General features: G+C 67.2%; 12 protein-coding genes. 6 read left to right on the top strand and 6 right to left on the bottom strand.

From position 1 onward, the window contains the following. The first annotated feature begins 15 nt into the window (after window positions 1–15). Window positions 16–1,149 carry a lysylphosphatidylglycerol synthase transmembrane domain-containing protein gene (locus QM693_RS05100; protein ID WP_283330864.1) on the top strand — a complete coding sequence of 378 codons (1,134 nt, stop codon included), beginning with the start codon at window positions 16–18 and terminating at the stop codon, window positions 1,147–1,149. Between the two features lie 32 nt (window positions 1,150–1,181). On the opposite strand, the gene QM693_RS05095 is transcribed toward QM693_RS05100, so the two are convergent. Next, complete coding sequence (locus tag QM693_RS05095) at window positions 1,182–1,853, bottom strand: FadR/GntR family transcriptional regulator (RefSeq protein WP_283351612.1); 672 nt, start codon at window positions 1,851–1,853, stop codon at window positions 1,182–1,184. A gap of 168 nt (window positions 1,854–2,021) precedes the next feature. On the opposite strand from QM693_RS05095, the gene QM693_RS05090 reads away from it, so the two are divergent. Continuing rightward, on the top strand, window positions 2,022–3,725 hold the full coding sequence (locus tag QM693_RS05090; protein WP_283351611.1) for a 2-isopropylmalate synthase: 1,704 nt from the start codon (window positions 2,022–2,024) through the stop codon (window positions 3,723–3,725). 21 nt (window positions 3,726–3,746) lie between these two features. On the opposite strand, the gene QM693_RS05085 is transcribed toward QM693_RS05090, so the two are convergent. Then, window positions 3,747–4,577 (bottom strand): alpha/beta fold hydrolase, encoded by an 831-nt coding sequence (locus QM693_RS05085; RefSeq protein WP_283351610.1) that lies wholly within the window; start codon window positions 4,575–4,577, stop codon window positions 3,747–3,749. An 87-nt stretch (window positions 4,578–4,664) separates the two neighbouring features. Here QM693_RS05085 and QM693_RS05080 point away from each other — a divergent pair, with 87 nt between their 5' ends. Further along, the gene (locus tag QM693_RS05080) at window positions 4,665–5,243 is read left to right on the top strand and encodes a TetR/AcrR family transcriptional regulator (protein WP_283330860.1); all 579 of its coding nucleotides are present in this window, start codon (window positions 4,665–4,667) and stop codon (window positions 5,241–5,243) included. Window positions 5,244–5,391: 148 nt separating this feature from the next. Next, window positions 5,392–5,946: a YceI family protein gene (locus QM693_RS05075; RefSeq protein ID WP_009476977.1), complete on the top strand. Its 555-nt coding sequence runs from the start codon at window positions 5,392–5,394 to the stop codon at window positions 5,944–5,946. Between the two features lie 73 nt (window positions 5,947–6,019). Here QM693_RS05075 and QM693_RS05070 read toward each other — a convergent pair whose 3' ends face one another. Continuing rightward, on the bottom strand, window positions 6,020–7,354 hold the full coding sequence (locus QM693_RS05070) for a DUF1254 domain-containing protein (RefSeq protein ID WP_283351609.1): 1,335 nt from the start codon (window positions 7,352–7,354) through the stop codon (window positions 6,020–6,022). Window positions 7,355–7,664: 310 nt separating this feature from the next. On the opposite strand from QM693_RS05070, the gene QM693_RS05065 reads away from it, so the two are divergent. Both QM693_RS05065 and QM693_RS05060 read left to right on the top strand, forming a co-directional pair. Then, complete coding sequence (locus QM693_RS05065; protein ID WP_280784556.1) at window positions 7,665–8,045, top strand: DUF3054 domain-containing protein; 381 nt, start codon at window positions 7,665–7,667, stop codon at window positions 8,043–8,045. Window positions 8,046–8,101: 56 nt separating this feature from the next. Continuing rightward, a complete protein-coding gene (locus QM693_RS05060; protein ID WP_283330856.1) occupies window positions 8,102–9,574 on the top strand; it encodes a peptide MFS transporter in 1,473 nt (490 codons plus the stop codon). Window positions 9,575–9,617: 43 nt separating this feature from the next. On the opposite strand, the gene QM693_RS05055 is transcribed toward QM693_RS05060, so the two are convergent. The 3 genes from QM693_RS05055 to QM693_RS05045 form a co-directional block, all read right to left on the bottom strand. Beyond that, window positions 9,618–10,355, bottom strand: a complete 738-nt coding sequence (locus QM693_RS05055; protein ID WP_283351608.1) for a sulfite exporter TauE/SafE family protein — start codon at window positions 10,353–10,355, stop codon at window positions 9,618–9,620. Between the two features lie 90 nt (window positions 10,356–10,445). Next, window positions 10,446–12,125 carry an NTF2-like N-terminal transpeptidase domain-containing protein gene (locus tag QM693_RS05050; RefSeq protein ID WP_283351804.1) on the bottom strand — a complete coding sequence of 560 codons (1,680 nt, stop codon included), beginning with the start codon at window positions 12,123–12,125 and terminating at the stop codon, window positions 10,446–10,448. Window positions 12,126–12,221: 96 nt separating this feature from the next. Next, window positions 12,222–14,030, bottom strand: a complete 1,809-nt coding sequence (locus tag QM693_RS05045) for a penicillin-binding transpeptidase domain-containing protein (protein WP_283351607.1) — start codon at window positions 14,028–14,030, stop codon at window positions 12,222–12,224. Between the last annotated feature and the right edge of the window lie 74 nt (window positions 14,031–14,104).

Here is a 14,104-nt window from a genome sequence, read left to right as displayed (position 1 = left end):
GGTTACGCTGGCCAGGTGGCCCAGCCTCGATCCGACCCGCCCACTGCCGAGCCTCCTCGGCAGCGAAGCCGATACTGGTGGATCAAATGGCTACTCGGCGCCGGCCTCCTGGCCCTGCTGACCGTCGAGGGCATCTACCTGTGGCCCACGCTCAGCGACTCGTGGAAAGCACTCACCGAGATCCACTGGGGGTGGGTCGCGGCATGTATCGCAGCCCAGGCCGTCTCCCTGAGCGGGTACGGCGCGGTCCAGCAGCGCCTGCTGCAGGCGGGCGGTGTCGTCGTCAGTCAGCTGAAGTCGGTGTCGGTGATCTACGCGAGCACCGCGATGGCCGTGAGCCTGCCGGCCGGTCAGGTGTTCTCCACCGCCTTCACCTACAAGCAGACCCGCAAATGGGGTGCCACCCCCATCGTCGCGTCCTGGCAACTGGCGATCTCCGGAGTGATCGCCGCGGGCAGCCTCGCACTGCTCGGCGCCGCAGGCGCGTTCGCGGTGGGCACGAAGGTGAGTCCGGTCACGCTGGCACTGTCGCTGGTGGCCGCGTTCGCCCTGTTCTACGGGCTGCGCTACATCTCACGTAATCCCGACTCGATCGAGTCGATCGGACACTGGGTGCTGACCCGGTACAACAAGTTCCGCAAGAATCCCCCCGAGACGGGCGTCGAGCGGTGGAAGGAAATCCTGAGCCAGCTCGATTCGGTCGAGCTGAGCCGCAAGGATTCCGTCATCACGTTCGGGTGGTCGGCGGTGCACCGGCTCGCCGACGTCGCCTGCCTCGGTTTCGCGTGCTGGGCGGTGGGCGCGGAACCGTCGTTCGCGGGTCTGCTCATCGCGTTCGCCGCGGCCAAGGCCGTGGGCAGCATTCCACTCGCCCCGGGCGGGCTGGGGTTCGTCGACGGCACCCTGATCGCGACGCTGACGGCGGCGGGAGCCACCGCGTCGCAGGCCCTCGCGGCCGTGTTCGTCTACCGCGTCGTGAGCTACATCCTCGTCGCGATCGTCGGCTGGGTGGTTTTCTTCATCCTGTTCCGGCACAACCAACACGAGGACCTGGAGATGGACCTCGAGTTCGAGCGCCGGGAGCAATCGTCACCGACCACCAAGCGCACGAAGCACACCGGGGACCCCGAGCCCGACTCCCAGCCGTGAGTACTTATTAACCGCCGGTGGTTAATAAGTACTCACGGGGGGCGAAGCCGCTCGAGGTGCGCGGTACTGATCCGGACGGCCTCCTCGGCGTCGCCGTCGGCGACCGCCTCCACCAGCAGTCGGTGAGCGTCCGCGTCGGGCTCGTTGCCCGCACTCAGGTCCAGCGCCGCCGTCAGATCGAGCATCGCTTCCCGCAGCCGGGGGACGAACGTCTCGAACAACTCGGTCAGCACCGGGTTGTGCGCGGCGACCACGACCGCGCGATGCAGGGCGATGTCTGCGTCGACGAACGCGGCAGCACCGGCCCCGGACGCCGCGGACCGTGCGTCCAGCGCCCGACGGAGCGCCGCGACATCGGCCTCGTCGCGCCGGGACGCCGCCAGTCGGGCCGCCTCGATCTCGACGGTGTGGCGCACCTCGACGACGTGCCGGATCTCCTCGGTCCGGAGCACCCGGTCCCAGTCCTGCCGTGGCGACGACCTGCGGAGGAACACGCCGGCCCCCTGCCGCGACTCGACCATGCCGAGGCCCGCGAGCATCCGGACGGCCTCACGCACCGTCGACCGTCCGACGCCCAGTTCGGCCGCCAGCGTGGTCTCGCCGGGGAGCTTGGCACCGACCTCCCATTCTCCGCTCGCGATCCGCGCGCGCAGCAGATCCGCCGCCTGGTCCGTCAGCAGGTGGCGTCGTATCGACGAAGTCACGCAGAACTCCTCAGGTTGTCTGATGAGTGAATTTCTCCTAGTCTAGCGCCGTGGCGTTCCGTGGACTTCTCCTCCACTGCCGCGGCGGGGCCTGAAGGCCGGCACCCTGCCGCGGGGTTTCACCGCGTCGGTCGTCTCGTGCATCCCATTTCCGAGGAGAAGACCGTCATGACCGGCACCGCCCCCACGTGGAACACCCAGCAACCCTCACCGATGCCCTCCGATCGCTACCGCGCGATCTGGGACCGCGTTCCCGTCCCCGACCTCGACCGCACCTGGCCGACGCAACGCACCACCACCGCCCCGCTGTGGGTGCCCGTCGATCTGCGCGACGGCAACCAGGCCCTCGCCGAGCCGATGGATCCGGAGCGCAAACGCGGATTCTTCGAACTGCTGATCTCGATCGGCTACAAGGAGATCGAGGTCGGATACCCGTCAGCGAGCCAGACCGATTTCGACTTCGTCCGCGACCTCGTGCGTCTGGACCTGGTGCCCGAGGACGTGACGATCGTCGTCTTCACCGCGGCCCGCGACGATCTGATCGCCAGGACGTACGAGTCGGTCGAGGGACTGCGGAACGTCGTGGTGCACATGTACACCGCGACGGCGCCGACGTGGCGCTCCGTCGTTCTCGGCAAGGATCGGAAAGCGCTGCACCGGTTGATCTTCGATGCAGCACAGGAGGTGGCACGCGGCGCCGGTGACCATTCGGGCCGGCGCTTCGAGTTCTCACCCGAGGTGTTCAACCTGACCGAGCCGGACTTCGTGCTCGACGTGTGCAACAGCCTGACCCGGCTGTGGGACGCGAGCCCCGACCGTCCGGTGATCCACAATCTGCCTGCCACGGTGGAGGTCTCGACGCCCAATGTGTATGCCGACCAGATCGAGTACATGCACCGGCATCTGGAGCGGAGGGATTCGGTCATCCTGTCGGTGCACCCGCACAACGACCGCGGCACCGGCGTCGCCTGCGCCGAACTGGCGGTGCTGGCGGGTGCGCAGCGGGTCGAGGGCTGCCTGTTCGGCAACGGTGAGCGGACCGGCAACGTCGATCTGGTGACGCTGGCACTGAATCTGCACGCACAGGGCGTCGACCCGATGATCGACCTCTCGGACATCGACACGGTACGGCGAACCGTGGAGTACTGCAACAGGATTCCCGTTCACGAGCGGCACCCCTACGGCGGCGACCTCGTGTACACGGCATTCTCCGGCACCCATCAGGATGCGATCAAGAAGGGATTCGCGGAGCATCGGGCGTCCGCGGCGGCAGCCGGGCTGGATGCGGAGACCGCACCGTGGGCGGTGCCGTACCTGCCGATCGACCCGGCGGACGTCGGACGCGACTACCAGGCCGTCATCCGCATCAACAGCCAATCCGGCAAGGGCGGCATCGCGCACCTGCTGCAGAGCGAATACGGTGTCACGCTGCCACGGCGGCTCCAGATCGACTTCGCTGCGAAGGTGCAGGAAGCGGCGGACTCGTCGGGGCTCGAGATCACCGCCGAGGAACTGTGGACGCTGTTCTGCGCCGAGTACGGCTACCGGGGCGGCATCGGCCGCTGGTCCGTCGAGCACGGCCCCGACGGCGACCGGCTGTTCGTCGTGTTCGACGTCGACGGCGTGGAAGTGTCGGGCGAGGCGGTCGCCACCGGCCCCGTCGAGGCGATGACCCACGTCCTCACGTCGAAGGGCATGGACGTCGACGTCCTCTCCCTCACCCAGCACTCGCAGAGGTCGGGCAGCGACAGCGCGGCGATTACGTTGGCGGAGTGCCGCGTCGGGGATCGGACGGTGTGGGGCATGGGCTCACACCAGTCGGTGACGGCCTCCGCGATCCGGGCGGTGTATCGAGCCGTGAGTACTTGTTAACCTCCCGCGGTTAATAAGTACTCACGGGCGGCGAAGCCGCAAAGCCTCCGCGACCACGTCCGGGCGATCCTCGGGCATCAACGTGTAGCTGTCCTCGACCTCCTGCAGTTCGGCGTGCGGGTACAGCTCGGCCAGGCGCCGGCCGTGGTCGCGGGGCATCACCTTGTCCTCGACAGCCCACAGCACGAGGACCGGGCGGTCGAAGCTGCGGTTCGCTTCCGCCCACTCCCGCAGCGTCGATTTCGGCGGCACCGAGGTCGTGTACTTGCGCAGATCTCGTCGCACCAGGCGGTCGGTGGTCGCGGGCCGGAACCAGCCGTCCATCACCGACTTCGGTACGGGTCGCTTGCTCATCCAGCCCCAGCCTGCGGGCGCCCGTCGCATCGCCCGGAATCGCAGCGCGTGCATGGCCAACGTGAGACCACCGGGGATCGCCACCGCGAGACCGATTGCGCGACCGGGAATTCCGGGCGGGTAGTTGTCGAACGCCTCACACGGGGTGAGGACGAGAGCCCCGATGCGGCTCGAGTCGCCGAGGGCGATCAGCACCTGCGCGCCACCCCAGTCGTTCTGCACGAGGGTGACGTCGGCGAGGTCGAGGCGTTCGAGGAATTCGCCGATGAGCAGTCCGAGCCCGCGTAACGAGAGGTCGGCGTCCTCGCGCATCGGAATGCGGTGCGCGCCGAGCGGGAGGTTCGGGACGATGCAGCGGAAGTCCGGGGCGAGTTGCTCCACCACGTGTCGCCACACGGTGCCGTCGATGGTCAGGCCGGAGATGAACACGAGGACGGGGCCGTCGCCCCCGGTGTCCCGATACTCGACGGTGCCTGCGGAGAGCTCGATCTGCTTCATGGCACTCACTCCATTTGATAGATCGTTCTACTGAGAATCAGGTTACGATGAGGTACGCACCGAGCGCAACGGTCGGAGGGCAGAAAAGTGAACGACACGAAGGCCCGGATCCTCGGCACCAGCAGCGACCTCTTCCGCCGCAACGGCTACACCGGGACCGGACTCAAGCAGGTCGCCGCGGAGGCCCGCGCACCGTTCGGGTCGATTTACCACTTCTTCCCCGGCGGCAAGCAGCAACTCGGCGAAGAGGTCATCCGCTCGTCGGGCGAGGAGTACGCCCGGCTGGTCTTCTCCATCCTCGACGCACATTCCGACATCCTCGAGGGGATCGAGGTCGGGTTCCGGCTGGCGGGCGAGACCCTGGTGGCCACCGACTACGCGGACGCCTGCCCCATAGCCACGGTCGCACTCGAGGTCGCGAGCACCAACGAGGTGCTTCGCGTGGCCACGGCCGACGTGTTCACGAGCTGGATCGACTCAGGCAGCGCCCTGCTGCGCGAGCGCGGATTCGACGAGGCCGATGCGAGGCGCCTGATCCTCGGCTTCGTCACCAGCCTGGAGGGGGCGTTCGTCCTCGCCCGTGCACTGCGCAGCACCGAACCGCTCGACGCCGCCGGCGCCACGGTCCTCGCCGCGGCACGCGCCTGCCTTCCCCCACGTGAGTGAGAAAGCGCCCCCGGGCACACCGTGCCACTCACGTGCGTCATGTGACAGGCAACACATTCGGGTTGCGGAAGAAATTCACCGGGTTCATAGTTGAAGATACAAGAACTTGAACATTCAACTACTTGAGTCGACGATCCGAGGAGTTCACATGACCACCGCCACCGCCACCCTGCCCAACCTCACCGCCGGAACCTGGGCCATCGACACCGTCCACTCCACCGTCGGCTTCTCCGTCCGCCACCTCATGGTCAGCAAGGTCCGCGGCACCTTCAACGACTTCACCGGCGCGATCACCGTCGCCGAGGACGGCACCGCCGCCGTCACCGCCGAAATCCAGGTCGCGTCCATCGACACCAAGAACACCGACCGCGACGCCCACATCAAGTCCGCCGACTTCTTCGACGCCGAGCAGTACCCCACCGCCACCTTCACCTCCACCGCCGTCCGCGCCAAGGGCGACGACTACGTGGTCGAAGGCGAATTCACCCTCCACGGCGTCACCCGCCCCGTCGAGCTCGCCCTCGAGTTCAACGGCGTCAACCCCGGCATGGGCAACGGCCCGGTCGCCGGCTTCGAAGCCACCACCGTCCTCAACCGCAAGGACTTCGGCATCACCATCGACATGCCCCTCGAAGGCGGCGGAGCCGTCGTCGGCGACAAGATCACCATCACCCTCGAGATCGAGGCCGGCCTGCAGGCCTGACCCATGGGCGTCGATATCAGTGGTACTGAAACGAGTGCCCGTTCCAACCTGGGACTGTCGTTCGCTCGCAGTCTCAGATCCTGGTGATCGGTGGGACGACGTACGTCTGATCCAGCACTGATGGTGCGGGCTCGTACATTCTGAGTACGGGCCGGAAGTCTCCTGCGGGAGAGGGCAACCAGTTCGCGGTTGCGGCATCACTCGCGGGTTTGGTGTGGCTGATGGTGATGGTCAACGACCCGTCCTCGTCGCGCACGATCCCGGGAGTGCGATCACCGATCGAATAGCGGTTGATCGGGTTGCTCACCAGGAAGAAGTCCGGCACCGAGTACATGGTCAGCGACCAGAATGCGTCAACGGGCGGAGTCGGATCGAGGCGGAGTGTGTACGTATTCGAACCGGTGAGCTGCCGGCCCCGATCATCGAGGTAGGTCATGATGTATGCCGCCTCGTAGGGGTGATTCCCCCAGAGCCCTCCCTTGGCTGCGGCAGCCCGCTCGATGATCCGCAAGGTCGGGTCCTCGATCTTGAATCGTGCGTCGTCGAGCGCCCCGACTTCGAAGAAGTCGAGGTTGTAGTCGAAGGCGTGGAACGTCAGCTTCCAGCCGTTGACTTCGGGACTCGACCCCTTTGTCAGTGCCGTGTCCAGGTTTTGACGACCGGCAGCCAAGCCTGCGCGCAGAGCTGCCGCCGTCTCGTCGTCCGGTGACGAGTAGGGAGTGGGGCCGGATCGGTCGATTCCGAGCGGTGCGAACGAGTCCTGCAATGCGCGATCGCGTGTAGCCGGCGGGAAGGCCTGTGACCACAGCCGTAGCTTCTCGAAGAACAGGAGGTCGGTGCCGACCGTCGGATCCGGCGACGGGAGACCCGCGGGTCGGGTGCCGGGGTCGAGCACGGTCAGAGTGGTCGAATCCTGCAACGCATGAACAGCCGGAAGGTCGTCGTCGCCCGAGCATCCCCACCTGCCGACGATCGAGGCAACCGTCGTAGGGAACGTGATGACGGTGGCGTCGCCCGGATCGCCGGCGTTCCAGCCCGGCGGCACCAGCAGGAAATCGGCGGCGGCGGTGCCGGTGGCGCGGTGGCCCACGTACGCGAAGTTGTTGGTCCAGGCGTCGACGAACTGCAGCACGTAGTACCGGCCGGCAGTGTCCGGAACGTGCAGGGCGACAGGTCCCACGGACAGATCTATCTGGGCCATCGAGTACACGGTGTCGTTGTTGATGGTCACGAACGTGTCTGCCGGGCCGGCCAAGGCTCGCGCGTGGCTGAAGGTGTTGAACCCTGCTGCGGGATTCGCTCCGACTCCCTCGTGGACATACCGGTGGACCTGGTCCACGTTGAAGACGAGGGGAAATCCGTAGATGTAGGCATGAGATGCCAGATCGGACAACGTCTGGTTCGTCACGGCAATCCTTTTCTTCGTCCCTGTTCTTCGTCTCGGATACGCGTCGGGTCTCCATACCGGCCCCGACTGTGGGCGAGCCCTACGATTGACAACACTGCGGTGATCAGCCCCGGTCCGCATCACCCGATGCGGATGAGGAACCTGCGAACGTTCCCACGTACCGACCCGCACCGCGTCATCGTATGAACGCCGTGCCCTTCCACGATCGGTGAACCGCACGACCGTCAGCTCGCGACGCGTTCCGGCCAGCGCGGTCTCGCGAAGTCGATCGGCCGGAACTGCGAGAAGGCACCACCTCTAGGCTGGCCGTGTGAAGAAGTACCTCCCCGCGCTCGTCCTGGACGTCGTCCTCGTGATCGTGTTCTGCGCCATCGGCCGCCGCAGTCACGACGAAGCCAACGCACTGACGGGTCTGGCCACCACGGCGTGGCCGTTCCTGACCGGCCTGGCGGTCGGCTGGCTGGCCACCGTCGCGCTCTACCGCGACAAGTTCGACGCGTTCCTCATCGTCCCGACGGGCATCGTGGTGTGGCTGTCGACGCTCGCGGTGGGCATGCTGTTGCGCGTCGTCAGCGGCCAGGGAACGGCGTTCAGCTTCGTCCTCGTGGCGGGCACGGTGCTCGCCGTGTTCCTCCTCGGCTGGCGTGCCGTCGCGAAGATCGTGACGAAGTCGCGCGCCACCACCCGATAGCGGCGAATCCGCCCCGACGGCACACGCACACCCGCTCGAGGTGAGACAGTTTTCCCATGAGTGACACCATCGATCCGGCCCGGGACGAGAAGCGGTCCGACCGCGGCTTCTTCGGCCAGCCGTTCGCCCTCGCGAACCTGTTCGGCGTCGAGATGTGGGAGCGATTCTCCTTCTACGGGATGCAAGGCATCCTGATCTACTACCTCTACTATTCGGCCGCCGACGGTGGCCTCGGAATCGCCGAATCGTCCGCGACCAGCATCGTCGGCGCCTACGGCGGAACGGTGTATCTGTCCACCATTCTCGGAGCCTGGATCGCCGACCGGCTCCTGGGCTCCGAACGGACCCTGTTCTACAGCGCCATCCTCGTCATGCTCGGCCACATCGCCCTCGCCGTGTTCCCAGGACTGTGGGGTGTGGGAATCGGCCTGGTCTGCGTCGCATTCGGTAGTGGCGGGCTCAAGGCCAACGCCACATCCCTCGTCGGTGATCTCTACGACGAAAACGACGAGCGCCGGGACGCCGGATTCTCCATCTTCTACATGGGCATCAACCTCGGCGCCCTCGTCGGCCCGCTGCTGACGGGCTGGGCGCAGGATTCCATCGGCTTCCACGCCGGCTTCGCGCTCGCCGCAATCGGCATGGCGCTCGGACTGATCCAGTACACGCTCGGCCGCAAGCACCTCCGCGGCATCGGCGCGGAACCGCCCAATCCCCTCCCCCGCGCCCAGCGACCCAAGTGGATCGCGATCGGCGCCGCCGCGGTCGTGGTCATTGCGGCCCTGTCCCTGACCGGGGTGATCACCGCGGCCAACATGTCGGACATCGTGGTCGGCCTCACCATCGTCGCGGCGATCGGCTACTTCGCGATCATGTTGTCGAGCCGCCGCATCACGGCCGTCGAGCGCAGCCGCGTCTACGCGTTCATCCCGATGTTCATCGCCAGCGCGGTGTTCTGGTCGCTGTTCCAGCAGCAGTTCACCACCGTCGCGGTGTACTCCGACAAGCGACTCGACCGCAATCTGTTCGGCTGGGACTTCCCGCCGTCCTGGGTGCAGTCCATCAACCCGGTCTTCATCATCATCTTCGCGGGCGTCTTCGCAGCCGCGTGGACGAAGCTCGGACCCCGCCAGCCGTCGTCGCCGATCAAGTTCGCGGCGGGCACCGTCATCATGGGTATCGCGTTCCTGGCGTTCATCCCGATGTCGGGTGGCGGCGCGAACAGTGCACCGCTGCTGGGCCTGGCCGGAATCCTGTTGCTGTTCACGTTCGCCGAACTGCTGCTGTCCCCGGTCGGGCTGTCGCTGTCGACCAAACTGGCGCCCGAGGCCTTCCACACCCAGATGGTGGCGTTGTTCTTCCTGTCCGTCGCCCTGGGCACCGCCATGGCGGGCACACTGGCCGGCTACTACGACGAGAACAACGAAGTCCCGTACTTCACCGCGGTCGGGCTGGGCTCGATCGCAGTCGGGGTGCTCCTCGCCATCGGCTCACCGTGGATCCGGCGTCTGATGAAGGGCGTGCACTGACGCATGGCGGCATTACGACACTGACGATGCACTGAGCGTCGTCTCAGCGCACCCACAACCACGCGGCCAACCCGAATCCCGCGATCGCGATGACGACGCGGAGGACGGACGGTGGTATCCGCCTGACGACAGGCGGCCCGCACCAGCCACCGGCCAGGGCGCCGACCGCCATCGCGGCGGCGGCGCCCCAGTGGACGGGACCGAAGACCGCGAACCCGATCGCCGCCACCAGGTTCGCGACGCCGAGGAGAAAGCTCTTCAGGATGGTCGCGCGCCAGATCTTCTCCGAGGTGAGGATCAAGGCGATCGCCAGGAAGATCACGCCGGCGCCGGCGCCGAAGTACCCGCCGTAGATGGCGACGACGAACAGCGACACCGAATACGCGCGTGGCATGTCGCGCTCGCCCGCGAGCGCGCGGAGCCGGGGTTGCAGCAGCAGCGCCAGCGCGGCGAACGCCACCATGAACGGGACGATCGCCTCGAACGACCCCGCCGGGGCCACCAGCAGGATTCCCGCGCCGACCAGGCCGCCCGCAGCCGAGTACAGCGCCCAGCGCCACAGCTTGGGACCGGTGTCGGCGACCTCCCGCGTCGAGTTGGACAGGGCGCCGACGCCGACCGCCACCATCGCGACCGTGTTGGTGACGTTCGCGGTCACCGGCGGCAGACCGACCGCGAGGAGTGCGGGATACGACACGATGGACGCCAGGCCGGTGACGAAGCCGACCAGTCCCGCGAAGAACCCCGCTACGACGAGAAGACCGATATCAAGCAGGGACACAAGGTAGAAACTTACCCTTGCTCACTTACTCCCTCAGCGCGGACGGTCCCGCCGTGTCCTCAGTTCGCCGGCTTCGCCATCACCGTGTCCTCAGTTCGCCGGCTTCGCCATCTCACGGAACAGCATGTCGGTCATCTTCACCGCCCGGTCGCCACCATCGGCGTCGGCGACGAAGACCGCGAAGGCCAGGTCGCCGCGTGAGCCGTAGAACCAGCGGTCGTCGCCGCTCGCCCCGTTCATGCCCATGAGGTCCGGGTAGCCGTTGAGGAACGACGCTCCGCCCCGCACCACGTTGTCGCGCATCATGCCGCGGAGCTGGTCGTTGACGTTCGCCGGAAGCGGCTGAGCGGCCACATCCGTGGTGCCCGGCTGTCCCTGGACGATCATCGGGGCCGGCGCACTGCCCCGCGCGATCGACGCGGCCAGCATGGCCATCCCGAACGGCGTCACGGCGGGCAGGTCGCTGTCCTTACGGTTCATCACCTGGTTCATGCCCGACTGGTCGGCGGTGAAGACGGCCGTCTGATGGTCGAGGCCCGGGATCTTGTAGTTCATGCCGAGCCCGAGCTGATTGCCCACCTTCTCGATGTCCTCGATCGACAGCGACGACGGGTCGACGCCCTTCTGCAGTCCGGCGGCCTTCTTCACCAGGTCGAGGTTCGACCCGGCGGGATACAGGCCCTGGAACGCGATCGGCCCCTGCTCCATCGCCTGATTGTTCTGTGCGGCGGCCAGCACGGCGCCGGAGGACGGCTGGATCGCGACGATCGTCGCAGGGGTGCCGACACTGACCACGGCTTCCTCGGCTGCCAGCTGCAGGCGGGAGTCCATGGTTGCGACGATGTCCGGTCCAGGCGGGCCCTGGAAGCCTGCCTGCGGGATGAGCGTGCCGTCGGGGTCCACGAGATGGACGGCCCAGCCGGCCGTGGCGTCCCGGTTGGCCTGCCACACCTTGCGCAGCGGATCCAGCAGCGGCGTCGTGATGCGCCGATCCGCCGTGATGAGCTTCGGCGTCTTGATGGTGACGACGCCGGGGATCGCGAGATCCTGCTCGAGGTACTCCCAGTCCTGGTCGCGCAGCAGCACGGCGGTGACCTGCTGGCCGGGCTTCTCGGCCATCTCCGCCATCATCGTGTCGGACGTCACGAGGGGCGCCACCGGCTCGAGGACCTCCGCGAGCCGCCGGGTGGTCGCGACGGGATCGGGCATCGTGGCGGGATCGAGGGTGACCGAGTTGATGGTCTGCTCGTTCATGAGCAACGCACCGAACGCGTCGAAGACCCGCGGCGGAGCGGCGTCCGTCCGGTCGTAGCGGACGACCCGTCCGTTGCCCAGGTCGGGCGCGAGGATCGACGGATCCCAGGAGATCCGCCAGCCGACGGACAGGTTCCGCACGCCACCCTGAACCTGGTAGGTCCAATCCTTGCCCTCACCGAAATGCCAAGCGGCACCGACGGTGAAGAAGCCGGAGTCCGAGCCGAGATCCATGAACTGGGTCAGGTCGAACTTGGCGTCCTCGGGTTTGAGACCGTCGAACATCTGCTGAATCGCCGTCTCCGCGGCGTTGGGATAAGAGGTCTGCGCTGCAGCAGCGGCGGCGTCGCCCTCGTTCAGTGCGTTGACGAAGTCGTCGACGACCGACTGAGCGGTCGCCTCCTCTTTCGACAGCACACACGACGCCAGAATCACCGCCAGAACGACAGCCGACGTCAGGGCGATCACGTATCTGTTGCGGCGGCCAAGCGATCGTCCATTCCCCATGTCCACCATCTTGCTTTCAGTCACATGCGTAACAAGCACCATTTGCCTACGAAGGAGTTACGGTTGAGCCACAACTTATCCCCGAACAGCCAAGCGCGAACGGGTTTATCGAAGAAAACGCCCCGCAGCCTGCACAGCAGGGGCCGAACTGTCACCTGTTGCTATAAATACGGCAAATGCTAGGTCGTCCTTGATTCCGACGAACCAGCCGTGCGCTGGACCATTTCCCGACTCGGCCGTCCCCGTTTTGCCGAGCAGTCCCGGAATGTCCTGCAGCGCAGTAGCGGTACCGCCCGTCACAGTTTCGCGCATCATCGTCCGGAGGTCGGAGGTGACGTTCGCAGGCACGGTGGGCGCCGCCTTGTCGGCGGTTCCCGGTTGGCCTTGCACGATCATAGGCGACGGCGTCGAACCGTTCGCGATGGAGGCGGCCACCATGGCCATCCCGAACGGCGTCGCGGTCACCTGCCCCTGCCCGATCCCGGACTCGACGCGGGCCGCCGGACTGTCGGCGACGGGCACGTTGCCGGTCACGGTCGTCAGCCCGGGCGTCACGTAGTCGACGCCGAGCCCGAACTGCAGCGCGGCCTGCTGCAGGGCGTCGGGCGGCAAGCCGACCGCCAGCCGTCCCATGGTGGTGTTGCACGACCGCGCGAAGGCGGTGTGCAGCGGGACCGCGCCGAGGTCGAATTCGTCGTCGTTGGGGATCTGCCTGCCCTCGATGTTCTCGGTGCCGGGGCAGGGCAGAACGGTGTCCGGTGTGGCGGCGCCGGCCTGCAGGGCCGCGGACGTCGTCACCGTCTTGAACGTGGATCCCGGTGGGTAGAGGCCGGTCAGCGCGATCGGCCCGAGTGCGTCGGCCGGGGCGTTCTGCGCTACCGCCAGCACCTCGCCCGTGGACGGTCGCAGGGCGACGATCGCGGCCTGCTGCGGGACGTCGGCGAGCGCCCGCTCGGCAGCCATCTGCATCGGGAGGTCGAGGGTCGTCGCGATGTCGGGGGCGTCGGGGCCCTGCTCGCCGGCGATGCTCTTGGCCGCGCCGTCCTGGCCGACCAGCTGCACCGCCCAGCCGGCGGAGGCGTCCTGTCCCTCCTGCCACAGGTCGCCGAGGCCCGCCAGGGTGGGTGAGGCCAGCGCCTTGTCCGTGCTGAGCAGTCTGGTCTGCGGGGCGAGTGTCACGCCGGCGAGTTGCCGCAACTGCGGTTCGATCGGCGCGAGGTCCTCGGCGCGCAGCGAGATGGCCGTCACCGGCTTGCCCTGGGCGCCGGCCAGATCCTGCTGGAGCGAGGCGGCGGTGATCGTCGGGGCGATGGGCGACAGCAACGCGGCCACCGCCGCGGTGTCCGCACCCGGTTCGAGGTTGACGAGCGTCACGACCTGTTGCTCGAGGATCGGTGCCCCGCCCGCCGCGAGGACCTTCGGCGGCGCCCCGGTCGTGGTGGTGTACCGGACGGTGGTGTCGTCGGTGAGGCCGGGTGCGAGGACGGCCGGGTCCCAGACGATCTTCCAGTCGTCGCCTTCCTTGGTGGCGTTGCCGGTGGTGCTGTACTTCCACTCCTGCCCCGGCGCGAACGGCCACGACACGTCCATCGTGAACGTGCCGCCGTTGTCACCCGCCTCCTGCACGTCGGTGCGGGTGAACGTCCCGTCCTTGTTTCCGAGCCCGTCGTACATCGCCGTGATCGCGGCGGTTGCGGCGACCGGATCGGTGGTGAGTTCGGCGGCGGCCTGCACGTCGTCGCTGTTGAGGGCGTCGGCGAACTGCTGCGAGACGGTGTCGGGCTGGTCCGGCCCGAAGAGTCCGCAGGCGGAGAGCACGGACGCGAGGACGGCGATTCCGGCCGCTGCCTTCCGGGTGGGGGTGGGACGGATGGGGCTGTGACGAACGGTTGAGGTGCGCACGGACTCGATCATGCCTGACGTGGTGGCGCGCTTCGAATAATCGGTGTAATCATGTAATCAGTGCTGCATCACAGTGATCGCGGCAC

Origin of the sequence: Rhodococcus sp. IEGM 1305, assembly GCF_030058635.1 — a bacterium.
GTDB lineage: Bacteria > Actinomycetota > Actinomycetes > Mycobacteriales > Mycobacteriaceae > Rhodococcus_F > Rhodococcus_F opacus_D.
Note: the sequence above shows the minus strand (reverse complement) of the source record. Positions and strands in the feature narration are given on the sequence as shown.